Below are 24,076 nucleotides of genomic sequence, written 5' to 3'. Positions count from 1 at the left end.
CCATAAAAAATCCCCTCCAAATATCAACAATAAACGTCATTCTTTTTACTGTCTACTTAAAGGGGATAATATCAGAGTACCGGGGCCAGCTTGCAGCTTAGGGCTTTTTCAAATGTCTACATTTGGGGAGCTTGACCATCTTAGGCTGGGGCGTTTGTTGTCAATACTCTTAGAGATTCTTTGTCAGTATTACTTCAAGCGGTTGAGTCTCCAATAGTAAGCATCCAGCATCACGATATCCAATCTTTCTATAAAAATGTTGTGCTTCTTCATTAGATTGCGTTGACGTCATTATTAGTTCAAATCCTCTTTCACGCATAATTTCTTCCCAATACAGTACCATTTCCTTACCGATTCCTCGTCCTCTATATTCTTCATCAATCCATATCATGTTCATAAAAGGAATGTTGTCCCAAAAATATCCATATCTCATCCAACCAATTTCTTTCTCTGAATCTTTAATTATAAAGATCTCCTTTTCTCTTATCTTCGTTCTTACAAGTGATTCTGGAATATGTCTATCTCTCTCAACAATATACTGATAATCTTGTTCTGTTGCCAATTCTATCTTCATTACAAATCCCCCCCATATACTCTACTTCGTAGGTTTATCGTCGTTTATGCTCAGTTCACTTTACTTTGTAAAAATAGGGTCCGCACATTTATGTATTAGTTCTGTTTGTAGTTTTTACAATTGTGGGCCGAGGAAGAGTCATTTCTAGAGGACTCTATATAACCATTCTTTTACTGTCTCTGTAAACAGAGTATCTTGTTCGATTTGCAGATTATGACCAGCTCTATCAAATAATACAAAGGATGCCCTAGGATACATCTCTATTATCTTCCATAAGGCATTGTAACCTACAATTGAATCTTGCCTTCCTGTCAACATAAGTGTAGGTTTCATGAACGGTTTTTCAAGGGCATCCACATTAAAACTAAAAGAAACATGCTGCCCTAGATAGTTTTCCAAAAATGAATGGTCGGCAATTTTTAGACCTGGAAGGATTTCTTCATTAAACCTCTCCCATACCCGTTTGTTTTGTATTGCATTTATTCCCTCACTCACGAAAAAATTTCTATCCTCTAGAGTTAGACTGTTCAAAAGAATATCATCTCTATCAAACACCTCAAAATGTGCCCCATTATCTTTAAGTGTTTCTTGTTCTGCGACAGGGCAAATTAATAGAAGTCCATCCACAATCGAAGGACGTTTATTAATTATTCCTCTAGCTAAGTACCCCCCATAGGATTCTCCTGCTACAACAAAATTCTGATTCGGTATGACAGCATCAATAAAGTCCAGAACCAAATCAAGCATTTGATCAGAACCAGTAATCCATTGTTCTCCTTTGGTCTTCCCCATTCCAGGCAAATCAAAATAAATACGCTTCCAAGGTGTATTAATGGTTTGGAAGACAGGTTCCATGCACCCTTTCATCAGTCTGTGGTCCGGGCCCCATCCATGAATCATTACAATCGGCGTACCTTCCCCATACACTTCATAATAAATATTTACATCCCTAACTCTACATTCCATATCTCTTTCTCTCCTCTATGAGTATTCATCTGCTATATCTTTAAATTTTTCAACAATCTATGATTTCGGCTAATCTCTGAATTATTTACACAGCCGTTCTAGTAATTCTATTGCTATTTCATCAATCCCCTCTGTCTTTTCATCATTTGTCGGCGTTGTTATGATTCTTCTTAAATGTGCTTCTAATTACTTCAGTAAGTCATTCGATAACTTCCGTGCTAATCCATTCAGCACAAAATATTTCCATGCTACATCCTCTGACTCTAGTATCTCTATTATGTATGGTAATAATTCATGTTTAAAATCTATCAAAATATCTTCAATAGGTTTTGAGATTGGCCAATTCCCATCTTGTAGCCATTTCAAAAGTTCAGACAGTATTAATCTTAGATTCTCTAATGGTTGGTTCTTTAATTGTTCTACTCTTCCAAAATCATGTTTATCACGAGGTATTAAATCTCTTATGCCCACTATCTTTTTCACCTCTTTTTATTTTCGTATACGAGTATTACTGATAACGTTTGTGCCCTACGGCACTTTAGCTCCAAGTCCAGACGGACTTAGACACGCAGAGTTGTGAGCTCAATCCGCCTCTCTCCTTACCTCATCATCTTGCGAACCAAGGGCAAATTCCTGCAGCGTTTTAGTGCTTTGATACATCTTTTTAAATATGGTAATATATATTTAATAAAGACCAAGTGCGCTAACACTTGGTCCATACAATTGGCTTGGATGGTCTATTCCCTTCTGAGTCACTAAGGAATATAAACCCACCTTCTGCTTCCAATCAAAGGGTGGGTTTTTACTTTCTCTTGTTGTTATTATTAATGTATGTTAAAAGAGCAAGAATGAACGTTCCAAAAAGGAACATGATCGTTATCGCATCTTCTACTTCCATGGCCTCACCTCCTTTCGAAGGGAAACCATGCCCACCCAAGATTCAATTGTAGTTATATTTTACCTTTATTTACATCTGCGTACAAGTGTTCTTATATTGACTTTGAACTTGTGTTTTGTAAAATATGGTATTTATACAAATCGAAGTCCTTTCAGATAACATTGTTGTATGCACGAAACGCCCCAGCAACTAAGTGGTGGTAGTCACTATTTTGTTAAATGCTTAATTATCAAGTGATCAATCCTAGTAAGGGTCTTGAAAATCACTAGCCTTCCATTTGTTCAAATTCTTCTTTCGTCATGCCTAAGAGAATTTCATCGTGATATCGGCCGTTGGAATAAATAATTTGTCGGCGAACGCCTTCATGAACACAGCCCAATTTCTTCATCATCGCAGCAGAGGCATCGTTTCCTTCAAGAACGGAGACATTAAACTTATTCAGTCTACGTTCGAAATAGGCGTATCTTAATAGAATTCTCATAGCTCTGGTGCCATAACCTTTACCCCGGTGATCCCGATTGACCTGTATGCCAATGCCAAAGGTTCCGTTTCTCTCGTCAATGCCGCAAAGATTAATTCCACCCAGACTTTCGCCATTCAAAGTTTCAATGGTAAACATGATTCTCTCGTTATTCTTGGAAAAATCCGCATATTCTTCTGCAAAACTTTTGGCTTCAGCGATCGTGGGAGGCAATTCAACTACATAATCAAGTAACCTACGTGCAGGTGTGTCAAAACGATTGTTATATTGTTCTTCCCAATCCTCGGGTTGCATAGCCCTCAATCGAACTACCTCGTCCTGCCAGAAATAATTATCGAGTATAATATCCTTCATGGAAATCCCTCCAGTTATATTTATTTGTTGCTAGACCATTGAATAACCACCTAATATTCTTTTTAACATAATCAATATAAATTGTGCCGAGAGTATCATCGAAGAAATGAGATAATCTGACTTCATCCCAACGTATAAATGACCTGATTTTTTCCGTATCAATGATTCCCCCCCCGGTGCCGCAACGGATTCCAATAAGCAAATTCATTGCATTCCATTGCTTACATGATCTTAAAGGATAGATTCATCGTCACTTCTCAGCTTACCACTCCTTGCGAGCTAAAGGCGTAGTCCGCAGCGCAGATACGGCGCTATCGGATGTTAATGCCGTCTTTAATACAACAAACCACTTGTTCTTTCAAATTGAAATATGCTTTTTTCAACCTCGGTAACTTAAGTCACGCTTTCTTCAATGAAAACAGAATATAGATTGTATCAATTTCATGGGACTCTTCCAGAACCCACGAGGTTTGGGTTAATATTCGCTGCAAACCCTCCAGCCCAAGATATCGGATTTGCACGCCAATAAACTCTGTAAATCCCAGGTATCCCGGATTTACATGCGACCGATCGAAAATTAAGGAACCCGTGACCCGGGCGTCCTCCGAGGAGTTGGTAAAGAAATAGTTTAAATTTTCAATGATATCTGAATCCGAACCGTACTCAAAAAGCCCACCTTCCGATGAACAGAGCTGAATCCAGCCGGATCGTTCCAAGCTCATCTTTAGTATTGCCTCCGATTGGCTCCAGTCATAATGAATGATATTGACGGCAATGTCTAAGCCATAGAAGCGTTCCCCCGGCTGCATCAAAACATCGATGCACCGTTTTGCGAAATTGGGTCCGAAGGTATCGATATCTAAAATGTTTATCTCGATCTTTCGTCCCTTGAGTAATTCTGGGTCCGATTCCTGAATTAGAATCAGGGTGTTGATACTGTCGGTGGCAGCCCCCCCAGCGATATTGAAGAAACAAAGGTTCCGTTCAGGGAATTGTTTGAGCTGGGTCTGCAAAAGCTCCGACTGGCGCCGGCAAAGATCCCTCAGCCTGATCCGAAGTCCCATGAAAGAGGTTTGCTTCACCGCCCACTTGTCCCGGAAACCTAATTTTATCCCCCTGCTTAAGTCGGGGCCAAGTTTGTACAACAAGGTACGCATGCCGCTAAGATAGGAATTATCAACATTAGACATTTTCACAAAGATGTTCCGGATAAAACCCGGCATCTTCTTTAATGATTCAATGCTCCGGACTGACTTGAGGCAGCTCAAATGATACGCCTGTTCATCAATACTTGCGTTGAAAAGGGGATGAGTAATATCCACTATCAGAAATTGAATACCATTCTCGAAAACCGCATAGGGAATTGGCTGATCTTGATTGGCATTCATAATTTTCAACTCCACCTCACTTGAACGATGATTTTAATCTAACTAAAACCCAAAGCGAGCGTAATAGATCTTCCTGGAAGAATTCCGGTTAATCACTTCAGGAATAGAGCATTAATTCCAATACTTCTTGGAACTTCAATTCTTACTTCGTTTGTGCATTCATGAAATGACCCAGCCTTAGATAGCTCTTACGGTATTACGTATATTTAGTTCGTTTCAAAAACGTGAAATCCTTTATCTATGCGGTTTCCACGTTTTTATAAGGATTATGTCTCTTCATTACACTTGTGGAGTGTCAACCGCTTTAAGAGCGTCTTTTGAAAAAGTTATCTACCCTGTCACCAATATTTCATTCAAATCATATACTGTGACGACACCTCAAGCATAGACCATTCGCCCTTCAATGCTGAGTGCTATTTGACCCTCCAGCGAACACCAGCTGGGGGTTCTACCTATGATCTCTCCATTGCGCTATCGTGTCCCGTTAGTGCAACAGTCAATCCATTAGGACATTATTGATATCAATATNGTCCCGTTAGTGCAACAGTCAATCCATTAGGACATTATTGATATCAATATACAGTTACAATCACCCAATCAAAGGGAGAGCAGCGTTCATAACATAACGTATACTTAAAATTAAGGAGGTGCTTATATGTCCGGTATAGTTGGTGGAGCTTTTACAAACACAGGTACAATCCTTGTATTGTTCATCTTATTAGTAATCGTCTCTTGCGCTTGTATGCGTGGTTTCGGTATCTAATAATGCCGATTAATTACTTTTAGGCCTAAGTCGATAATGTGGTAGTGATTAGGCTCTTAAGTGTAGGTAATAGAATTTCCAAACTCTTGGGAATTCAAAAAAATAACTCCACTAGCCTATACCGGTGGGGTTATGTCAGTTAATAAATTATACCCCGAACTATCCGACTTCGTTAGGTTCGATACGATTCCCAATGTTGCCAATAACCCCAGCACAATGTTTACTATCGTCATAATGTCTTGTTGCATGACATACGACAACCTAGCGGCGATAGCCCTGCAGCGTGAATGTTATCTCATCAGATGCCATCACCTCTCCGAACTACATTCATTTATGTCTTTAATAGCTCTTTTTTATTATTATGTGATGCTTTTCATCTGTGCTCATATTCTTTAAAACATTTAATATTCCATCAGCATATAACGGTTTTAATTGAAGTTCTTCAATTGTCTTCCAAGTAAGTTTTATGCCTTCTATTTCATTATGCCATCTTGGGTCAACAAAATTGGAGCCAGTTTGCAACTTGCACTTATAAAGCAGTGTACAGTTATGTATTTCCTTTCCATCTATGATGATTAAGTTTTCGTTAATTACAACAAGACTGCCAATTGTTATAGCTAAATCAAATTCTTCTATAAGTTCTCTAGTAATTGCTTCTAACGTTGTCTCACCAAATTCGACAGTACCACCGGGAAATCTATAAAATGTCTCATCGATATCACATTGTACAAGTACTTTCGAAATGGTTTCATCACAAATGATTCCTTCTGATCTTAATGAGGGTTTAATAGTTCTTCACGCCTTTCTACCCTCACTTTATTTATCTATAAATTTCGTATCCGTTATTTAATCATAGGGGATGCATCTTTTTGAGATAACTATTTAATATAAATCATTTATTTAATATTGCCCTGCAGTTACATTGATATCAAAAGAGTGTCCATCCCTAGTAGTTACATAGACTTTCCAATCTCCAGACAATCCGCTACCATCAGTCATTGAAAATGTTCTTGAAGCGTCTTTTCCTGCACTAACATCAATAAATCCAAAATCTTGTGTGCCTTTAAGAACTTGAAATATCACGGTTCCAGACCTGTCATTATTTTCAACATATACATTTAATGTTTTACCATTTTCCGGAGAAGTTGTGAATGAATTCTCGAATGCACCCTTGCCCGATTGTTGAACACTTATGAATGAAACATTGTAAGCAGATTTACCTAATTCGCTTTCTATTTCTTGCCCATTTTCTTGTGATTCTGTTAAAGGTGTATTTATTCCTTCACTTTCTATTTGTTGTACACTATCAAATTTAACCCCATCTTTGTTGTCACATGATACTAAGGACAAAGATAATAGCAATATCATAGCCAAGTATACTCCAAAAAAATTTTTCATAATTACACCTCCTATTACAAAAAATTTATATCAACAACCCTCTTACGTTTAACTGTCCGTTAGCTGAGTAACCTCTATTTAATAATGGCTTATAGATTTTTATTATGATGTCGCTGATTTCAGATAACATTTGCGTATTCAGGAAACGTCCCAACCTTAAATAACTCTTTTCTTAGGCTGGGTCATTTGTTGTCCGATCTTATTCCATTATTATACATCTGTTGCCCCGAAGCGTGAATACGGTCTTAAGTGATGTCTCCGACTCCTTAAATAACCCTTATTCATTATCTTTCAACTCTTTTTAATCCGCCCACAGTTCTCTACCTCTAACATATAATTTATTGTCATTAAAATTTCTTCAAAAGATTTTTGACCACTAATTATTCTCTTGTTTCGAATTGTCCTTATTTATTCCACTATCTATTTTTCCTAATATTAGGTCGAGTCTATTAATTATACTTTCGTCATTCTTCAATTTTTTCTTTAAAGAAACATCAATACTTATAACTCCTAGAACTACTAAAAACATAAAAATGCAAATTAAGACTACCATCTAAGGCCACCTACCCATCTTTAAGTATTATTTATCTTGCTCTCGGAGATTTCTCCTAACGTTCTTTCATTCACGAACCCTCACCGGCTTAGATAACTCTTATCTTAGTAAGACTTACTTATTATTAGATAATGTTTCTTCTTTACATTCTTAGTAAGTAATATATCAAAGACACCTTCTGGATAAAGAGGTCTTGATTCATGCTCTCTGTGCCATAGATATTCAAATGGATTATGGGTATTTTCTAGTTTGCACCAGTATAGAAGAATAACGTTATGTCTCTTAGCACCATCATATTCAAGTAAACTTTCATTAACTATTGCTAGTTCACCAACATTAACATACAATTCAAATTCTTCAATGAATTATCTCTAGATGGCTTCTGCAGCTGTCTCACCAAATTCAACCCCACCACCTGGAAATCTATAAAAAGATTCTTCAGAATCACATTGAACCAAAAATTTGGTGAAATCATCATTCGAAACAATCCCTTCAGCTCTAACTAGAGGTTTTTTCATGGTATCCTCCTTGATTTCTCATTCTTGAGTTTCATACGGTTTTCGATAACGTTCAATGCTCTTTAATTGTTCTTCATATACTTTTCTATTAAATTCTAATGGTGCAACCTGTGAGTAGTTCCAAAACCCTCCTTCTGACTCTTCACTTCGATGAGGTTGTTCGAAATCACTCCATATAATATGTTGATCTTTCACTGTTATTTTTACTACTAATGGCCAGCATCCGGGCTCACCACAATTGCATCCTAATATCTGTGTCTTACCGCCATAGTTGAATAGATCATTCTCATTAAGTTCTCCCGAAAAATGTTCACAAATGTCCGTAATAAAATTGATGTTTAAGCCCTCATATCCACCAGCAATATTAGGTTGAAATTGCATTTCAAATCTTTTAATAAATTCAATTAAGTTCTCATCATTAATATAAATATTCAGGATTTCATAATCATCTTCTTGTGAGTGTTCTACTTTAAATTGAATTGATTCCATTAATTCAACTCCAATAATGTTTTGATTGGTTTCGGCGATGTCGAGGTCATCTTCGATTACTACCTCAACAGTCTGCTTTTAGTCATGGATAGTGATTGATGAATAATCAAAAAAGTGATTAAACACTCCTATTGCCTTAATTTCATAAACCTTATTTTCTTCAGAGTACTTTTCCTTTACCTGCATATAAATCCCTGTACTTCTAATATATCTAGAATCCCATTACAGCCACCTCGAAACTACATTCTCAATCATTTTCTGAATATTTGTTAATCCATTCCTTCCCTGTTGACCATTCTTTTATTGGGTTATTGGTTTTCAAAATATCAGTACTCGCTTTTGCCATTATCCATTCTTTTAATCCATTTTCTTCACTACTTTTTAGCTCTACAATTAAATATTTTAGCCCCTTTTCACCTTTACTTATGATGTTTTCGTATTCATTCTGATTTTGATCAATATAATCAATTGGATTACTAGAAAATGCAACTTCCTTGTTATTTATGATCTTACTTAAATTATCCTCTATTTCTCGACCAACATTATCACTTGATTGACAAGCAACTAAACATACTGTTATTAGCAGGAAATTAAGAAGTATCTTCTTCATCACAAAACCTCATCTCAATTCGTAGTCTTAAATCTTTTAATATTCCAGTGCTGTTGTCGTATCTACGAACCCGAGAGGCTTTAGGCACATCACGCCGGGTCCGACGGACTTAGCCTCACAGGGTTGTGAACTGAATATACTTCTCTTCCTACCTCATCTTGCGAACCAAGGGTGAATCCCATAGCGTAGATACGATGTTATCGGATGCAGCCTGATATACTTTCACAACACATCTCTATGTATCCATCTCATTCCAGGCTCGTCTTGTGCACGCTCTTCAAACCCAAACTTCTTATAATATTGAGATTTATTCACAGCAGCAAAGAGCTGAACCATCAAAATATTATTTTCCTTGCATTTCAGTAACAATTTTTTAAGAATGTTAGTGCCAACTCCATTATTCTGATACTCAGGCAAAACGATCAATTCACAGATAAATCCCTGATATACTCCATCTGAAATGATCCTGCCAAATCCAACAACTTTATCATTGTGGAGTGCCGAAACAACAAACCAACTTTTATTCAGCGCTTCTTCGAGTTGCTGACTTCCCTTTTCAACTATCCCCTTCCATCCAGTGCTTTCTACAAGCTGAATATAATCTTCACCTGAAGGAATAAACTCACGAACAACAATGTCAGTGTTTGCATTCATTTCGATCACTCTCCTTGAGTCTATATGTATAAGCCAATCTCTTCGCGGTTGTGCTGAAACACCTCTTCGAAATGCTACTTAGAGACCACGGGGCGAATGTCCCACAACGTGAATACAGTTTTAGGCGAAGAATCTGTCATCTATGAATAACTAAACAATCTTATTACTTAGGAGTAAACTCATTGAAGAATTTAATTATTTTTTTTGAATTATATGTTCTTGCAATATCTAATGGGGAGCTACCCATATTATCTTTTAAACTGAGATTTGCCCCCCTATCCAAGAGATATTTGATCATGTCTGTTGGTTCATCCCCTTGTTTGCCACCTGTCTGAATTGTGCCATCAATAGATAAATCTACTGCTTGATGCAATGCGGTCCATCCGCCTGCAGATTGAAAGTTAACATTCGCCCCACAGTCTAATAGGAATTCAACCATATCATTTCTATCATTCTCTACTGCGTAAATTAGTAAATTCCAACCAGTATCACTTACACAATTTGGATCTACTCCAGATGATAGTAGGGCCTTTGTAGTTTCAATATCTCCAGTTGCTGCAGCTGTGAATATATCAATCGAATTCATCTCATCTTTTCCTCCGTAAGTTATTGTAAGATTGAAACTGCAAATGTTTTATAACTACATATAATTACAAATCTTTCGACTAAACGTCTCTCACATACACAAACCTTCACCGCTTTAAGGAGGATCACGAGGCTGCAATAGCTCTTACCTTAGCCTCCTGGTTTTCCGGCCGCGTCGCGGTTAAGATTCCAGAATCATGCAAAAATAAAGAACATTCCTCATTACAAAAGAAATGCTCTATAAATCCATCTTAGATGCTTAAGTTATTCTTTAATCTCAAGTTATTCTTTCTAAATTAATATTTCACTTTGAGTCCTAACAGCTTGGCAAATCCAATGGCCTGCTCGGTCGATACCGTGCACCCTACCAATGCTTGCATCGGCATGTCGATCCGTTCATAGGTACAGGTACTGATGTCCATTCCCTTGAGTGAGGTATCCGTAAAATCCGCTTCGTTCAAATCACATTCATGAAGCTCTACATCCTTAAACTTGCAACCGTAGAAGTTCGCAGTCTGCATGGAGCAGCCGGTAAATTTCACCTGCTTGATGGAAGCTTCCACCAGATCACTCAGGTTCATTACGCAGTTTTCAAACGTCACGGACCCGAGGTTCGCTTTGGACAAATTGATCCCAATCAATTTGCAATCTTTAAAATGTACGCGGTGAATGATGCCCTTTGTCATCACGGTATTGGACAGATCGCAGTTTTCCAGCACCGTGTCCGTCATATCCATCCGCTCAAACGTAGTATGCGCAAAGGAACAGCCGCGAAACAGCATCTTAGTAAGCGTACACCGTTCCATGACCTCATGCTCAAAATGGGCTCCACTGATCATCCCACTTACCAACTCATGATCCTCATCCTTCAGCAAATCTTCCCAATCTGCCTCTTCTAAAACCGCCGGGAGTTGCGGTGCTATTATTTTCGTTTTTGTCGCCACTCTTATCACCTTCACCTTATATTATAGAGAAATTATCTATAAATCAGCCTTCTCCAATTCATCGTTGCATTCCTTATTCTTATCTTTCCGCTTGCTTCCGCAGCGTCTCTGCCAGCCCTTGCACATCCAGACCATCCACGGCAAAAGCCCGGCGCACCAGTTCTGGAGGGATGAACTCGTCATACTTCCCTAGATATGGAGCCTCCGCGGCATCCAACAGCGCTTCAGCATCCGTAGTAGCGGATAGCTCCGCTTGAATTTCTGCCAGCAACTCCGCTGCACCGGTTTTCCCGGCCACGACCATATAATACGGTTCCATTGGGACAATGGAGCGAAGGCCCATCGATTCGGACAGATTATGCTTCAAAAGACGCTCCAAGGTACGAAACTGCTTACTTCCCGCCCAAGGCAGAATAAATAGTGAATCACCGCCCGCTGGAATCACCGTGCTACCGAGTAGCCCGCTTTCCCGGGCAAGCCTGCGCGCCCGTTCAAGACGGTTCACCGCACCAGGTGCCAGGTAAGGATACAGTGTGTGCTCCTCTAGTACCTGGCGCATTTTCTGCATCACCCTAGAATGAACATCGCCGCCTGCTCCGAGCCAAAGGGTGTCCACTTTACCTTTCGAAGCCTTCACATACACCGATTTATGCTTGCTGTCCACTTCCTCGACCTTCCACAGTTTGCCCGCCAGGGTAAAACAGTAACCCGGCGGCGGTACGGTAGTGATGCTGCCGATCTCTTCGGAACCATTATAAACCGCATGTTCCTCATCATCTTTGAACACGGCATAGAAACGGTAGTTGTTCACCACCTTTTCTCCACCAAGACCAATGATGAGCATACCCTCTTCTGTTTGCTGGATATGGTCGGTCTGAAGCAAATACTGCAGTAGTCCCTTATACTCGTCCGGTTCAATCCCGCGAAAAGCTGGCAGCGTCAGCACCGCCCGCGCCAACTCGGCTGGCTCCGCCTCGCCGATGCTTTTGAGGGTGCTCATCGTCTGATGGTAGAGCACCCCGATCGGCTTTTGCCGCAGATCCAGCGGCTCTACCCAACGTTCGCGAATGTACAGCTCGATAACGGCGATCGCCCGCAGCAGCGTCCACGGCATACGGGCCGGCAGTTGCGCCTCCTCATCTTCTTCCTCCGCGCAGAGGAACATCATCTCTGACGCTGCATCGCCCCGGCGGCCGGAGCGGCCAAGCCGCTGCACGAAGCTAGAGCAGCTATACGGTGCCCCAAGCTGAATGACGCGCTCCAGCTCGCCGAGATCGATACCTAGTTCCAGCGTCACCGTCGCCGCGGCAACTGCGGGTCCGGGGCCGGAGCGAAGAGCCGCTTCGGTCTCCTCCCGCAACATCGCAGAAATGCTGCCGTGATGAACGTGGAACACGTCGCGTTCCTCGCGTTTCGCGGCGATTCGGCGTAGCTCCAGCGTGGTCAGTTCGGCGTCAGAGCGGCTATTGGTAAAGACGAGCGCTTTTTTTTGGTGGGTGTGGTCATATATGAAGTTGTGGTAGTTCTGTTTCGCCAGCTCCAAGTGCTCTGCCTCTCGCTCATTACGGGCATCTGGGAACGAAAAATGCTCCACCGACAGCTTCAGCTTCCGTCCACCTTGCGGCGAAACCACTTCCACCGGCTGCGAGGTTCCTGCTCCAATCCACCGGGCCGCCGTATCATAATCGCTCAGCGTCGCTGATAATCCTATCCGCCGGGGCTTACAAGAGGCCATCCGTTCCAGCCTTGTTAGCTGGCTCAGCACCTGAATCCCCCGGTCCGCGCCCATAAAAGCATGCACTTCATCGATCATGATGAATCGCAGATCATGGAACAGGGTTGGAATCGCATTTGGCCGATTCATCAGCAGTCCCTCTAGCGACTCAGGAGTAATCTGCAGAACGCCGCGGGGGCGCTGCATGAGCTTGGTTTTTTCTGTTTGGGAGACATCGCCGTGCCAGTGCCAGACGGGCACCTCTCCCTCCTTCAGCAGCTCGCCAATCCGCTCGAACTGGTCATTGATCAGCGCCTTCAACGGTCCGATGTAGAGAATGCCGACAGATTCCGATGGACGGTTATACAATTCCGTGAGCGCTGGAAAAAATGCCGCCTCTGTCTTCCCTGACGCCGTACCCGACGCGATCAGCAGATGATGATGCGTGTCTAACAGCACTCGGCATGCTTCGACCTGAGCCTCCCGGAGGGTGTCCCATTGTTTGCGGTAAATATATTCTTGAATGAACGGAGCTAACCGGGAAAAAGCATCATGCCCACTCATAGCTCAAACTCCGCCAAAAAGTCGTCCAGTTCGTCATTTGCTTCATTTTTAGCTCGAGCGCCAGATGCTACATATTCCTGTTCCCGCTCGCCCATCAATTCCTCAAAAGTAAGCTCTGTATGCTGGTGCAGCATGTGTAGAACATCCATAAAGTCCCGAACGACCTCCCGGGTCGTCAATAGTTCTTCAGCTCCAAGCCGGCCCACCGCAGCCTGCATAAAAGCAATCATCTGCGTGTCCGTAATCCGCGCTTCATAACCGAAATGCATAGCATGTATATCCCGTAGCTTTTGCAGCAAAATCAGAATCTCCTCATGCGATAGCATGTCCAGCTTCAGAATCGGCGAAGTATATGTTCGGCGTGTACCGCTGCTATAACGTCCATCCATCAGCCGTGACCGCAGGGCATCATAGCTGAACAACCCTCTGCGCTCATCCTCTACAAACTGCGGCGTACCGCCAAGGTAGATTCCTAGGTACTGGGCTTTTCCCTGCATGGTGTCATTGAACATCGTCAACAGCTTCTCATAGTTACTATGACGCGAGATACTGTTCGTTATTTTATATAGATTTACGCCTTCATCAATAAAAAGCAGTAGTCCCTTATACCCGATTCTCACCGCAAATTCCGCCCACAGTTTCATGTAGTCGTACCAGTTGTCATCATCGATGATAACGCCGACACCAAGCTCCTTGCGGGCTTCCGTCTTGGTGGGAAATTCCCCGCGCAGCCAGCGAAGTGCCGCCGTTTTCCGGTCGTCATCTCCGAGCTTGTAGCCAGACCAGTATGCAGCTAGAACCTTGGCAAAATCAAAGCCGTGCACCATGTTCTGCATCTCATTCGTGACCGCATAAATACGTAGTTCCACCGCTTCATACAGCTGAGGGTCACCGGAATGCAAGCCACGAACTTGCATCTGCTCCTGTTGGAGGGCGCTAATCCATTTTTGCAGCATCGGCTCCAGAGCTCCGCCGTCCGGTCTCGTCCGGGTCGACAAATTCATCATAAGCTCACGATATGTAGCCAATCCTTGTCCCTTCGTCCCAACCAGTCGCCGCTCTGGTGACAGATCTCCATCCGCCACCACAAAATCGCGATCCATCGCGTAATTACGTACCATCTGCAGCAAGAAGCTTTTGCCGCTTCCGTACCGCCCGGTAATCAGGCGAAAAGCCGCCCCACCCTCCGCGATATTATCCATATCCTGCAGGATCGAAGCTACTTCCAGCTTGCGCCCAACCGCGATATGTTCAAGCCCGATCCGCGGCACCACCCCTGCCGTCAGTGAGTTGACCAACGCCGTAGTAAGCCGCTTCGGGATGTGCATCTGTTTCATCGTCATCACCTCTTAGATCATTCTTATCAACTTACCTACCCTTAAGCATATTTTGTAGTTCTGCCTTATACTCTTCTAGAATCTCATCTCCATCGATCAGTAAATCACCGATCCACTCCATGGATAACTCATTAATTTCATCAAGCATCAGCTCAGGCATAGAACCCGTTTGCTCTGCGATGCCTTGACGAACAGTCGCACTCTTCCCCTCTAGCATTGCGGACAGCATGTCCATGTGGCCCGCCGATAACCGGACGAACATCTCTCGCCACTCACTCTGCGAATCCATCCCTTTATCATCTGCAAACACTTCTGCATGTTGTCCAGCTGTATCCAGCATGACCTGCATGGAATCACTAAGTTCACTAGTGATGTCGTTGTATTCCTGCTGTTCCTGCTTCAAGAGATCATCTTTCAACAGTCCCATAGACACTTCCTGCTCATGGCCTGTCAAATCCTGTTCCTCAAAAACCTGCCATCCTCGCTCAAAATCCAGTTCTGCTTGCTGCAGCCCATTAGAGGGTTTAGGTTTGTAAGAGCTTCGGCCCAACTTGGTTTGTGCTTGTGCATATGATTTCGCTTGAGGTGTATGATCTGGAAAGTTTGCAGGTAGTCTTACATCATTGCCCTCTCCTGTGACAAGCGGGAGATCCCCGATTAGCAGCATGTCCCGCACTTCGTCAGATTCCTGACGCAATTTACGTAGCTTGGCAGAATTGATCTTGATCTCGGGAATACGAACCATTGCTTCTCGCTGTTTAAATTCCTTATGGAGGAAACGAGTAATAAGCTGCTCAACCTCCGGCTCGACGCTGATCCCCCTCAGTTTCCCTTTAAAACCCGTAAGCTCCCGCAGCTTGTTCTCCGTGAGTCTAGCCAATTGTGTCAAATAGGAGCGAAGAGGGAGATCATCACTAATCGACAGCGTGGGTACCGTAACCGTACGTCCGTACATCTCATGATCATATATGGCGCTGCGGAACAGAAATCTGCTGGCCCTTTTTTCCCTCGGCTTAAAGCGCTCAATGAGTCTGGCCCCTCTGGTTTTTGCCAAATAACCATCCACCAATACCAGCACTTTCGGTATATAGGCCCGGAGCTCCTTTCGCCCTTGTTCCATGTAAAACCGGCTTTTCTCCACATCATAATCAAGGAGGAGCAACAGCATATCCCAGGATAGTTCCAGCGGCTCGGCCGTGAATCTCCGTCGCCATTCCAGTTCCTTCAGCTCCAGTGACATGTTGCGGGGGAGTTTCTGAAGCGGTTCGGTAAGAGGCATGTCCAGTCCGAACACAAGCGCTAAATCATACAGCCATTCCCGTACATATACATCTAACTTCGGATACCGCTGCCGGTACGCCTGCCAAACCCGGTCCATCAACGCATACCCATGCGCCGGCACATTCCAGCCGATCCCATGAATCAGCTCGTACAGGTACACAAACAGATAAGATAGATCCGTGTCTGGGTATCTTCCTGAACGAACCTCTTCACGCCAGTACAGATACCATCGCAGTTGACCTGGCTGCATTTGTTCATAGGTGGGCCAATAGGTTTGGAAAGGGATAAAGGCCGCGGATTCCACGGTTTCCCGTTCAAGTTCCCGACCTTTCTGCACAAACTGTTGCTCCCGGGAGACATAACGGAAATCCTGCTGCCAATCCAGATTCCTCTCCAAGTTGGCCGGCATGACGACTCTACTTACAGGTTCTTCCTGCTGCCCCTCCTGCCCCCCCAGCTCAATTTCTGCAAACGTAAACTGTCTATCCCGTACCGTCCACCGCTTGTTGTTCTCTATGTGTATGTCGCGTTTGTTCTCTCTATCGTTCATCGTCAATAGACCTCCATCACGACTCCATTATATCACCAAAGCGAAAACTTGTTCGCCTTTTTGAATACAATTTTTATTACCATTTTGACAAAAAACATCTGTAATTCGATGGAACTTCTTCTCGAATTAGCAAATCGCTTATAGCAATAGCTTGTATTTTGCCTAAATACTTGTATTCACGAAAAGACCCAGCCTTAGATAGCTCTTATCTTAAGCTGGGTCGTTTTTCAAGATAGTCAACTTATCTTAAATGTTCACAGCCTCAGCCTATATTACTTTTTATCTATCCTGTTTTACTGGAACAAGCCAATGGCACGGAATACAGTCTTCTTTTGGAGGACTTTGTTCTTCTTCATCAATATAAAACTCTGAGTTCCATGGGCTTGACTGCCAATTTGTTATATAACCAGCTTCTGTTGCTCTCTCCACAGTTTTATTAACATCTTCGCCAAACAAACCTTTAGCACATAGTGTTTGTGCAACGTCTCTATAAACAAAACCTTCCGGTACAGGTGTATCGGCTGGGGTAATGAAACCTACTATATAAGAGAATGTGTCTGTACTAGCATCATAATCACATGTCCATCCACATCCATAATCCATTACATGGGGTAATTTTTTTAGAGTAACCCAATCAATAGAGTTAATTGTTCTTTCTGCTAACGCAGGAGCCGTATTTCCAAGAGCACCACCACATCTTGCTTCTTTACCAATAATACGTGACTTAGGTATAAATAGAATTTCAAACTCTTCTTCAAATGCTTTGATTTCACTAATGCTTCTCATAATATCCTTCCTTCTATGAAATTAAATCCTTAAATTACTCTTATCTTAGCCGGTGCGGGTTGTCTGCTGATTCCACTTCATCGAAATACTTATGCAAACCGAGAGCTTCAGTTCTCATTTAGTTCACTTCTTTTTCCAATTATGTTATCATATTTTTAAAAGAAGCCGAGTGTTGCTATCACTCGGCTGAACAATTGGCTCGGATGGGATATCCCTTCTAGAGTCTAGACGGAAAAGAACCCACCTGTGGCGCTAACCTTAGGGTGGGTTTTTACTTTTTCTTGTTGTTATTGCTGATGTATGTTAAAAGTGCAAGGATAAACATTCCGAATAGGAACATAATCGTTATAGCATCTTTTACTTCCATAGTATCACCTCCTTCCGAAGGGATACTATGCCCACCCAAGATTCAATTGTCTTTCACTATCATACCATTATATTCCAATATATTGAAGAACAAACGTTCTGCTTTAGTAAGTCTTATTCCCGTTAATTTCGTCTAACGTTTCCGTGTTCACGAATCCCAGAACCTTAAAGTAGCTTCAGCTGCCAACCGCGACCATGGTTAGGTTCGCAGGTTTGTTCGCCTGATTCCATTTCACCGAACTGCCTCGGGTGGACCGAGTGCCGTATGGCCCGCAGCGTGAACATGGTGTTATGCGAAGTTACCTACTTCAAAGCGTTACCAAATAATTATTATTTACTTTCCTTTGTTAATACTGCATTACTTAATGACCATCCTGGGAAGTTATCATCACTAATTACAATATCATCCACAATAAAATCTATACGATTATCTTTAAATACAATTCTAGCTTTCCCGCTATTATAGAATCCGTCATCATCAAACTTCACAGAGATTTCGGAATTAACAACTTCTCCTTCAAAATCAATAGATGCGTGAATATATTGTTATCTGATGTCAGCCCTCCCTCGAGCTACTAACTCACTTATTTTGGGGACTTCTTCTTCAGTCATTTTAAAGTTTTCTTGCTTTGATAACGAAGGTTACAGGAAACATCTTCGCTCTTTTTACGAAATCATTATTTTCATCGTGCAATTGGATTATTTCATTGTCGGTTTCTTCAATCATTTGTTCAATAACAAAGCCTGCTTTCGCCAACGCATTTAAATAGGTTGATAGTTTACGATCAGATAGGGTTAGCGCGCCTTGACAAAAATCAGGAGATACCGAATACCAAGATTCATCGAAATAACATTTGTTAAAAACAAATCTATTATTTTCTTCAACAACACATTTATGTATTGGATGAGACCAACTGAAAATAAATATGCCGTCTTTTTTTAGGTAAGAAGCGATCCGGCAAAAAGTATCCTCAAGGTCGGTGGTCCAGCCTATGGCATAAATCGAATAAACAAAGTCAAAATAATCCACGGGTATGCCACATTCTTCTTCCATGGGAGAACAGATCAATTTTGCTGAAAGACCGCACGCCGTCAAATGTTGCGTTGCCTTTTCGATTTGTTTTTCTGATATATCTATACCCCATAGTTCAGATGCTTTGCGGTTCCCCTGATACTGCAAGGATTGACCATTTCCACAGCCTATCTCCAGCATCTTTTTTCCTGAGACATCACCAAAAAGTTGGCATTTTTCTTCTGAGACAAATGCTCCATAAAAAGGAAGCACGATTGCTCCTAAAAAGTCATTTCCTTTTGTATCCCAATAGAAGCTGTTTGTTTCATAAACACTATGCTTGTTCATCCTGATGACCTCCTCTAGTATATATTTTGTTCGCTGCTCATTTGTTTACCTAACATAATCTGGTGTCCATCCAAAGATGTTCACCTCATTACTTAAGTGTCTAAGATTTAGCTGATTTGAGATAACCTTGTTGTATTCACGAATCCCATAGGCTAAAGGCAGCGCAGCTGCCGGGTCGAAGACTTAGCCGCGCCGAGGTTAATCGCCTGATTCTACTTCCAGGCACTTCAACTTTGAGCGAATCAAGGTGCGTTAGTGACGCAGCTTGATTACAGTGTTATGCGTAGTACTGACTTTCTTGAATTGGCTTACGATTGCCCTTGATACCATTTTGGGTCAAATTCCAGTTCTAATAATTCACCTAACTTAATTCCAAATTGAATAAATCCGCTTCCTCTAGCTGTTAATATATTACGATCTTGTACGACAAGTTCACTACAATAATTCTCCTCATCAAAAATCCCGGTAATTTTTCGTTGTTCATATTCCATTCCAATCGTAAATTTCCGATCCTTTAACACCCCTGCTTTAGCCAACAAGTAGGGAGAACTCGAAATGGCTGCTACAACCAACTCTTTAGAACTTGTGCATTTCCTTATAAATTCTATAAGGTCGTTATTGCCATAGAGTGTTGTTATATCCATACAACCTGGAAATAAAACACTATCAAGTGTTGAAATATCCGTATTATAAATGGTTCTATCAGGTATGCAAATTAAATCAGATTCTCCTTGAATGGGTCCGGAGGTTATTCCAATTGTAGTGATCGGATGGTTTCCTTGTTTTAAAATGGATAGTGCAACTGTCAATTCATATTCACTGAACAATGGGTATAAAAATACACCTGTTGATTTCATTACTTCTCCTCCGATAAGGCAATTTAATCATGATTCAAGTCTTTACCAATAATAACGCATAACGTTTGGCATTCCTGACGTTCAAGCGGCTTAAGGACCGCAGGTCCGGGTCGTCAGACTTAGCTGGTTGAATGTAGGGCCTGAATATCCTTCATTGAAATTCTTCTTAGCGATCAAGGGCGTATGTACGCAGTAGGAATGCGATGTTATCGGATGGCCTTCTCTTCTTCGATATTACTCACGAAATTTATTATGTAGTTTACCGCATCTTCGAAATCTCTCGCGATATAATCCACTTCTGTATTTGACCATTTATGTCTATATTTATTTAATGCATCCTGTCCAGCACCTGTTAATACTAACACCTTCATACATCCAGCATTATATCCGGCTACAATATCTGACCATCTGTCTCCGATCACTATACTTCTAGTTAAATCTAGTTTATTCTCTTCTGCTGCTTTGTATAGCATACCTGGATTGGGTTTACGGCAATTGCATCCTTCATTATGTTGATGTGGGCAAATGTATACTCCATCAAAGCCAAAATCTATCATTTCATTTCTAAATGATTCCTCTGTGGCTTCACCTTTTGAAATGCCAGGTTGATTTGTAAATCCAAAGAGCTTTATCCCCTCTTTTTTCAGCCTATTTAAAGCCTCATGAGTATACGCAAACAATTCAAATGTACCCGGATAAAGTACCTCATCAGTCCCTCCAATTGTTCCATCCCTATCGATAAATACCGCTTCTATTTTATTCTTTTTCATGCATTCACTCCTCTACTGTTTCTTTGATTGAATTTGTTAATATATTTTCAGGGCGTTTTGCTATACTAACAAAATAAAATCCGTAGCAAATTAACTAAATCTATTTAAATTCCAAAACCCTTGCATATGTATCGATGAACCTGTTTAAAACCTAAGCGAAGTGCCAACTTTCTTGATGCTTCATTATCCAGTGAACAGTCCCAATAGGAGCGAAATCCGTTATTAATTATTTCTTCAACTAATAGGGTCGCTAAATACGTTCCCACTCCATTATTTTGATAACGAGCTACAGTTTCTACTCCAATAGCGTGGGTATCCAGTGTCACAAAACTAGAGTAACAAACACCAATGATTTCTGATCCATCAATAGCAGCAAAACCATATCCTTTTTTCTTAAAGTCATTTTGCGAAGACCAGAACAAATTAATATTTTCTGTTATTAATTCTGTATTTATCAGATCTTGGTTTTCCCAATCTTCTATCTTAAGGTTGATTGTTTTAATCATATTGTTTTTTGATGTATCAGGTTTATTCAACAATTCTAAAACCAATTGTTCAAATTGGTAAAGTTGCCTTGAGGGAAATATTGCTTCAAAATCCCACTCACTATGATGACCCGATACTTCAAATTGGGTTAGGGAAAGTGCTTTCATCTTTGGCTCAACGCTTTTCGAGATAAAGCCATCCAACGAATGGATAAATGTTTCATTTGTGTGGTCCCCTATGAGATAAAATCCTTGAATCCCCTTACTCCATACTAATGCACTTCTTGGTTGAAGAATTTGATCCACAAATATCCAACCTGGATTATTAAGCTCAATTATTGAAATAACTTCAGGATGCTGATGTCCACCATCAAGTAATAGTTTAACTCTATAGAAATCTTCTTGTGCTAAAGCTTGCATAATATCCCCTCCTTGCCATTCCTCTTCGTTAAGTTTCGTTTTGATTCTTCCCCTATTATTTTGACCAATTCGGAGTAGGGCATTTCTAATTAGAGATCATTAAATTTCAAATAATAGAATATTAGTTATTATTGCTTTCAAGATTTCCCCTCTTGCACAAATTGCGTATAACGTTTATGTATCGACAAACCCGAGAGGCTTTAGGTACGTAAGCATCGGGTCCGACGGACTTAGAGCTCGCGGGGTTGTGAACTGAAATAACCTCCCTGCTTCCCACTTCTCGCGAACCAAGGGCGCAGCCCGCAGCGTAGATACGGTGTTATCTGATGGGGATGCCCTCTTCGAAATACTCTCTTAATATGTTAATATGTCTTTTTAATGGGGTTTTCAAATTACATTTAGTTCTATGATACATCTTTTCAATTATGGTAATATATATTTAATAAAGACCAAGTGCGCTAACACTTGGTCAGTACAATTGGCTTGGATGGTATATTCCCTTCTAAGTCGTTCAGGAACGAAAACCCACCCTTGGCTACTAATCTTTGGGTGGGTTTTTACTTTCTCTTGTTGTTATTAATGTATGTTAAAAGAGCAAGGATAAACATCCCAAATAGGAACATAATCGTTATTGTATCTTTTACCTCTATTGCTCACCTCCCTTCGAAGGGAAACCATGCCCACCCAAGATTCTTTGTATATTATATTTTACCTTTATCTCCTTATGCGCACAAGTGTTCCCATATACTTTCAATTTATGTATTTTATGATGTTAATATACATCTTATTAGTCTGCATCCCTTTCTGATAATGTTTCTGTATTCACGAACCCTCACTGACTTAAGCGCATAGATCGGGTCGTCAGACTTAGTCGGCAGGGTTGTCCGCTAATTCTGCTACACCGCAAACACATCTTGCGGACCAAGGCAAATGTCCGATGCGTGCATGCAGTGTTATATCAAGGTTCTGACTTCTTTAAAAAGGCATAAAGTTGATTATTTATTATTTTTCCATTTTCTTTTCTCTGCAACCCAAAATTTTAAAAATATGCTTTGAATAATGAAATGAATAGCTGGCAGAATATATCCAAATTCTAGTTGATACTCCGGAAAAATTTTAAATCCACCCGGTGAACGCGGTTGATACTTAGCGGAAACTATAAAGAGACAACCTGGAATAACACTAAATAAAAACCATATCCATCTTTGTTTCTTATTATCTGTTCTATAAAATAATACTGAATTAATTACTAAAAAAACGAAAGGCACTGCATAAAACATAATAAAAGTTTTTGCTGTATCAGATGTGAAATCACCTACTCTGGTACCTAATAAGAAGATGAAACTAAAATGTGAAATAATTACTAATAAAACACTAAAAAATGGTTTCAAGCTTCTTTCGCACTCCTTCAATTGTCAGGTTCTTTAATTATTATTTCAGAACTATCATATAACGTTATTGTGTTCACGAACCCTCACTGGCCTAAGGGGCGTAAGCCCGGGTCCGACGGACTTAGCCAGTGCAGGGTTCAAGTTCAAATATGCTGACAATTAACTTTTGTGTCCATCTTAACCCCCAGAATAAAGTGCGTTGTTACTGCTTACTTCTTATTCACAATCAAATCGACCTTATTATAAAATATGGGACATTCTTTCATTCACCTTTATAATAACAGCTAGTTAAAACAATTCTAAAAGTCCATCGAAACTATTAATTGCATAATCAAAATTACTAACTTCTCCAAAACCATATTTTGCAAATACGAAAGGAATTCCAGCAAATCTTGCAGCCTTTTGATCTCCTTCAGTATCTCCCACATAAACAGGATTTTTTATGTTATTTCTTTCTATGATTAGTTTTATGTTTTCACCCTTTGAGAGCCCTGTTCTTCCTGGATTCTCAAAGTCTATAAAATACCTATGTAATTTATGATATTTATAAAAAGCCTCTATATATCCCGATTGGCAATTACTTACTATGAATAACTTATATTTTTTTGATAAAACTTTAAGTACCTCCTCTAACTTTCCGTATAACATTCCGCCTTGGTTGGATAGGAAATGACACTCAACATCACAACACTCTTTTAAGATCTTTTGTTGTGTAACCTCATCTAAATAAGGAAAAAGTTTACTCCCAATCTCCTTTACTTGAAGACCCATTATGCCTTGTAAATCTTCCTTTGTTATTTCTTTTTTGATTTCTTTATATCTTTTTAGTACACCATTCCATGCAATCACAACTACATCCGAAGAATCCCACAACGTTCCATCCAAATCAAATATAATGCTATCCATATTTAGAATCCCCTCAACTTCCAATTAATAATTTAAATTTCTTGTAAAATATTCACTTTGATGTGCAGTAATTGCGTATACCGTTGTTGTATTCACGAACCCGAGAGGCTTAAG

28 protein-coding genes are annotated in these 24,076 nt (G+C 40.8%); 1 reads left to right on the top strand and 27 read right to left on the bottom strand.

All coding sequences use genetic code 11. The annotated features are described in order from the left end of the window. Window positions 1–169: 169 nt before the first annotated feature. The 6 genes from EJP82_RS12175 to EJP82_RS12155 all read right to left on the bottom strand — a co-directional run bounded on the left by EJP82_RS12175 (window position 170) and on the right by EJP82_RS12155 (window position 4,661). Window positions 170–574: a GNAT family N-acetyltransferase gene (locus tag EJP82_RS12175; RefSeq protein ID WP_127192331.1), complete on the bottom strand. Its 405-nt coding sequence runs from the start codon at window positions 572–574 to the stop codon at window positions 170–172. 144 nt (window positions 575–718) lie between these two features. Next, window positions 719–1,540, bottom strand: a complete 822-nt coding sequence (locus EJP82_RS12170; protein ID WP_127192330.1) for an alpha/beta fold hydrolase — start codon at window positions 1,538–1,540, stop codon at window positions 719–721. Between the two features lie 186 nt (window positions 1,541–1,726). Further along, entirely contained in the window at window positions 1,727–2,011 is a 285-nt protein-coding gene (locus EJP82_RS12165; protein WP_170220177.1) for a DUF5071 domain-containing protein, read from the bottom strand. Between the two features lie 331 nt (window positions 2,012–2,342). Continuing rightward, complete coding sequence (comI, locus tag EJP82_RS28410; RefSeq protein ID WP_246054058.1) at window positions 2,343–2,438, bottom strand: competence inhibitor ComI; 96 nt, start codon at window positions 2,436–2,438, stop codon at window positions 2,343–2,345. 265 nt (window positions 2,439–2,703) lie between these two features. Beyond that, window positions 2,704–3,273, bottom strand: a complete 570-nt coding sequence (locus tag EJP82_RS12160) for a GNAT family N-acetyltransferase (RefSeq protein ID WP_127192328.1) — start codon at window positions 3,271–3,273, stop codon at window positions 2,704–2,706. Between the two features lie 398 nt (window positions 3,274–3,671). Continuing rightward, window positions 3,672–4,661, bottom strand: a complete 990-nt coding sequence (locus EJP82_RS12155; protein ID WP_127192327.1) for a hypothetical protein — start codon at window positions 4,659–4,661, stop codon at window positions 3,672–3,674. A 655-nt stretch (window positions 4,662–5,316) separates the two neighbouring features. On the opposite strand from EJP82_RS12155, the gene EJP82_RS12150 reads away from it, so the two are divergent. After that, window positions 5,317–5,424, top strand: coding sequence for a sporulation protein YjcZ (locus tag EJP82_RS12150; protein WP_127192326.1), 108 nt, complete (start codon window positions 5,317–5,319; stop codon window positions 5,422–5,424). Window positions 5,425–5,540: 116 nt separating this feature from the next. Here the strand turns inward: EJP82_RS12150 and EJP82_RS28650 are convergent, their stop codons facing one another. The 21 genes from EJP82_RS28650 to EJP82_RS12060 form a co-directional block, all read right to left on the bottom strand. Continuing rightward, a complete protein-coding gene (locus EJP82_RS28650; protein WP_281278191.1) occupies window positions 5,541–5,672 on the bottom strand; it encodes a hypothetical protein in 132 nt (43 codons plus the stop codon). A gap of 91 nt (window positions 5,673–5,763) precedes the next feature. After that, window positions 5,764–6,183, bottom strand: a complete 420-nt coding sequence (locus EJP82_RS12145; protein ID WP_281278192.1) for an NUDIX domain-containing protein — start codon at window positions 6,181–6,183, stop codon at window positions 5,764–5,766. Window positions 6,184–6,324: 141 nt separating this feature from the next. Continuing rightward, window positions 6,325–6,822, bottom strand: coding sequence for a hypothetical protein (locus EJP82_RS12140; RefSeq protein ID WP_127192325.1), 498 nt, complete (start codon window positions 6,820–6,822; stop codon window positions 6,325–6,327). Between the two features lie 924 nt (window positions 6,823–7,746). After that, window positions 7,747–7,893, bottom strand: a complete 147-nt coding sequence (locus EJP82_RS28160) for an NUDIX hydrolase (protein WP_211350091.1) — start codon at window positions 7,891–7,893, stop codon at window positions 7,747–7,749. An 18-nt stretch (window positions 7,894–7,911) separates the two neighbouring features. Then, window positions 7,912–8,382 (bottom strand): hypothetical protein, encoded by a 471-nt coding sequence (locus EJP82_RS12130; RefSeq protein ID WP_127192324.1) that lies wholly within the window; start codon window positions 8,380–8,382, stop codon window positions 7,912–7,914. A gap of 247 nt (window positions 8,383–8,629) precedes the next feature. Then, window positions 8,630–8,992 (bottom strand): hypothetical protein, encoded by a 363-nt coding sequence (locus EJP82_RS12125; RefSeq protein WP_127192323.1) that lies wholly within the window; start codon window positions 8,990–8,992, stop codon window positions 8,630–8,632. Between the two features lie 222 nt (window positions 8,993–9,214). Further along, window positions 9,215–9,646: a GNAT family N-acetyltransferase gene (locus EJP82_RS12120; RefSeq protein ID WP_127192322.1), complete on the bottom strand. Its 432-nt coding sequence runs from the start codon at window positions 9,644–9,646 to the stop codon at window positions 9,215–9,217. 163 nt (window positions 9,647–9,809) lie between these two features. Continuing rightward, window positions 9,810–10,232, bottom strand: coding sequence for an ankyrin repeat domain-containing protein (locus EJP82_RS12115; RefSeq protein ID WP_127192321.1), 423 nt, complete (start codon window positions 10,230–10,232; stop codon window positions 9,810–9,812). A gap of 295 nt (window positions 10,233–10,527) precedes the next feature. Continuing rightward, window positions 10,528–11,175, bottom strand: a complete 648-nt coding sequence (locus EJP82_RS12110) for a pentapeptide repeat-containing protein (RefSeq protein WP_127192320.1) — start codon at window positions 11,173–11,175, stop codon at window positions 10,528–10,530. A gap of 79 nt (window positions 11,176–11,254) precedes the next feature. Continuing rightward, the gene (locus EJP82_RS12105; RefSeq protein WP_127192319.1) at window positions 11,255–13,453 is read right to left on the bottom strand and encodes a DEAD/DEAH box helicase; all 2,199 of its coding nucleotides are present in this window, start codon (window positions 13,451–13,453) and stop codon (window positions 11,255–11,257) included. Further along, complete coding sequence (locus EJP82_RS12100; protein ID WP_127192318.1) at window positions 13,450–14,790, bottom strand: ATP-binding protein; 1,341 nt, start codon at window positions 14,788–14,790, stop codon at window positions 13,450–13,452. The genes EJP82_RS12105 and EJP82_RS12100 overlap by 4 nt, the downstream gene beginning before the upstream one ends. A 31-nt stretch (window positions 14,791–14,821) precedes the next feature. Then, complete coding sequence (locus EJP82_RS12095) at window positions 14,822–16,621, bottom strand: TerB N-terminal domain-containing protein (protein ID WP_127192317.1); 1,800 nt, start codon at window positions 16,619–16,621, stop codon at window positions 14,822–14,824. A gap of 279 nt (window positions 16,622–16,900) precedes the next feature. Beyond that, on the bottom strand, window positions 16,901–17,407 hold the full coding sequence (locus tag EJP82_RS12090; RefSeq protein ID WP_127192316.1) for a GyrI-like domain-containing protein: 507 nt from the start codon (window positions 17,405–17,407) through the stop codon (window positions 16,901–16,903). 271 nt (window positions 17,408–17,678) lie between these two features. Next, window positions 17,679–17,774 carry a competence inhibitor ComI gene (gene comI, locus EJP82_RS28405; RefSeq protein WP_246054056.1) on the bottom strand — a complete coding sequence of 32 codons (96 nt, stop codon included), beginning with the start codon at window positions 17,772–17,774 and terminating at the stop codon, window positions 17,679–17,681. Window positions 17,775–18,386: 612 nt separating this feature from the next. Further along, a complete protein-coding gene (locus EJP82_RS12085) occupies window positions 18,387–19,133 on the bottom strand; it encodes a class I SAM-dependent methyltransferase (protein WP_127192315.1) in 747 nt (248 codons plus the stop codon). A 308-nt stretch (window positions 19,134–19,441) separates the two neighbouring features. Continuing rightward, on the bottom strand, window positions 19,442–19,990 hold the full coding sequence (locus EJP82_RS12080) for a DJ-1/PfpI family protein (protein ID WP_127192314.1): 549 nt from the start codon (window positions 19,988–19,990) through the stop codon (window positions 19,442–19,444). Window positions 19,991–20,196: 206 nt separating this feature from the next. After that, entirely contained in the window at window positions 20,197–20,760 is a 564-nt protein-coding gene (locus EJP82_RS12075; protein WP_127192313.1) for an HAD-IIIA family hydrolase, read from the bottom strand. 104 nt (window positions 20,761–20,864) lie between these two features. Further along, the gene (locus EJP82_RS12070) at window positions 20,865–21,665 is read right to left on the bottom strand and encodes a GNAT family N-acetyltransferase (RefSeq protein WP_127192312.1); all 801 of its coding nucleotides are present in this window, start codon (window positions 21,663–21,665) and stop codon (window positions 20,865–20,867) included. A 557-nt stretch (window positions 21,666–22,222) separates the two neighbouring features. Next, the gene (gene comI, locus EJP82_RS28400; RefSeq protein WP_246054069.1) at window positions 22,223–22,315 is read right to left on the bottom strand and encodes a competence inhibitor ComI; all 93 of its coding nucleotides are present in this window, start codon (window positions 22,313–22,315) and stop codon (window positions 22,223–22,225) included. 345 nt (window positions 22,316–22,660) lie between these two features. Then, the gene (locus EJP82_RS12065) at window positions 22,661–23,056 is read right to left on the bottom strand and encodes a hypothetical protein (RefSeq protein WP_127192311.1); all 396 of its coding nucleotides are present in this window, start codon (window positions 23,054–23,056) and stop codon (window positions 22,661–22,663) included. Between the two features lie 288 nt (window positions 23,057–23,344). Then, the gene (locus tag EJP82_RS12060) at window positions 23,345–23,962 is read right to left on the bottom strand and encodes an HAD family hydrolase (RefSeq protein ID WP_127192310.1); all 618 of its coding nucleotides are present in this window, start codon (window positions 23,960–23,962) and stop codon (window positions 23,345–23,347) included. Window positions 23,963–24,076 lie beyond the last annotated feature (114 nt).

Source organism: Paenibacillus anaericanus, from assembly GCF_003994475.1.
GTDB classification, from domain to species: Bacteria; Bacillota; Bacilli; order Paenibacillales; family Paenibacillaceae; genus Fontibacillus; species Fontibacillus anaericanus.
The sequence above is the reverse complement of the archived record's forward strand: the minus strand, read 5'-3'. Positions and strand labels throughout refer to the sequence as shown.

What these genes read in the sequence shown, in the direction of transcription:
- EJP82_RS12070 (WP_127192312.1), bottom strand. Translation starts at nt 21,665, where the DNA reads ATGCAAGCTTTAGCACAAGAAGATTTCTATAGAGTTAAACTATTACTT.
- EJP82_RS12160 (WP_127192328.1), bottom strand. Translation starts at nt 3,273, where the DNA reads ATGAAGGATATTATACTCGATAATTATTTCTGGCAGGACGAGGTAGTT.
- EJP82_RS12115 (WP_127192321.1), bottom strand. Translation starts at nt 10,232, where the DNA reads ATGAATTCGATTGATATATTCACAGCTGCAGCAACTGGAGATATTGAA.
- EJP82_RS12125 (WP_127192323.1), bottom strand. Translation starts at nt 8,992, where the DNA reads ATGAAGAAGATACTTCTTAATTTCCTGCTAATAACAGTATGTTTAGTT.
- EJP82_RS12120 (WP_127192322.1), bottom strand. Translation starts at nt 9,646, where the DNA reads ATGAATGCAAACACTGACATTGTTGTTCGTGAGTTTATTCCTTCAGGT.
- EJP82_RS12100 (WP_127192318.1), bottom strand. Translation starts at nt 14,790, where the DNA reads ATGAAACAGATGCACATCCCGAAGCGGCTTACTACGGCGTTGGTCAAC.
- EJP82_RS12105 (WP_127192319.1), bottom strand. Translation starts at nt 13,453, where the DNA reads ATGAGTGGGCATGATGCTTTTTCCCGGTTAGCTCCGTTCATTCAAGAA.
- EJP82_RS12130 (WP_127192324.1), bottom strand. Translation starts at nt 8,382, where the DNA reads ATGGAATCAATTCAATTTAAAGTAGAACACTCACAAGAAGATGATTAT.
- EJP82_RS12150 (WP_127192326.1), top strand. Translation starts at nt 5,317, where the DNA reads ATGTCCGGTATAGTTGGTGGAGCTTTTACAAACACAGGTACAATCCTT.
- EJP82_RS12095 (WP_127192317.1), bottom strand. Translation starts at nt 16,621, where the DNA reads ATGAACGATAGAGAGAACAAACGCGACATACACATAGAGAACAACAAG.
- EJP82_RS12085 (WP_127192315.1), bottom strand. Translation starts at nt 19,133, where the DNA reads ATGAACAAGCATAGTGTTTATGAAACAAACAGCTTCTATTGGGATACA.
- EJP82_RS12075 (WP_127192313.1), bottom strand. Translation starts at nt 20,760, where the DNA reads ATGAAAAAGAATAAAATAGAAGCGGTATTTATCGATAGGGATGGAACA.
- EJP82_RS12155 (WP_127192327.1), bottom strand. Translation starts at nt 4,661, where the DNA reads ATGAATGCCAATCAAGATCAGCCAATTCCCTATGCGGTTTTCGAGAAT.
- EJP82_RS28160 (WP_211350091.1), bottom strand. Translation starts at nt 7,893, where the DNA reads ATGAAAAAACCTCTAGTTAGAGCTGAAGGGATTGTTTCGAATGATGAT.
- EJP82_RS12090 (WP_127192316.1), bottom strand. Translation starts at nt 17,407, where the DNA reads ATGAGAAGCATTAGTGAAATCAAAGCATTTGAAGAAGAGTTTGAAATT.
- comI (WP_246054058.1), bottom strand. Translation starts at nt 2,438, where the DNA reads ATGGAAGTAGAAGATGCGATAACGATCATGTTCCTTTTTGGAACGTTC.
- comI (WP_246054056.1), bottom strand. Translation starts at nt 17,774, where the DNA reads ATGGAAGTAAAAGATGCTATAACGATTATGTTCCTATTCGGAATGTTT.
- EJP82_RS12140 (WP_127192325.1), bottom strand. Translation starts at nt 6,822, where the DNA reads ATGAAAAATTTTTTTGGAGTATACTTGGCTATGATATTGCTATTATCT.
- EJP82_RS28650 (WP_281278191.1), bottom strand. Translation starts at nt 5,672, where the DNA reads ATGCAACAAGACATTATGACGATAGTAAACATTGTGCTGGGGTTATTG.
- EJP82_RS12060 (WP_127192310.1), bottom strand. Translation starts at nt 23,962, where the DNA reads ATGGATAGCATTATATTTGATTTGGATGGAACGTTGTGGGATTCTTCG.
- EJP82_RS12080 (WP_127192314.1), bottom strand. Translation starts at nt 19,990, where the DNA reads ATGAAATCAACAGGTGTATTTTTATACCCATTGTTCAGTGAATATGAA.
- EJP82_RS12175 (WP_127192331.1), bottom strand. Translation starts at nt 574, where the DNA reads ATGAAGATAGAATTGGCAACAGAACAAGATTATCAGTATATTGTTGAG.
- EJP82_RS12170 (WP_127192330.1), bottom strand. Translation starts at nt 1,540, where the DNA reads ATGGAATGTAGAGTTAGGGATGTAAATATTTATTATGAAGTGTATGGG.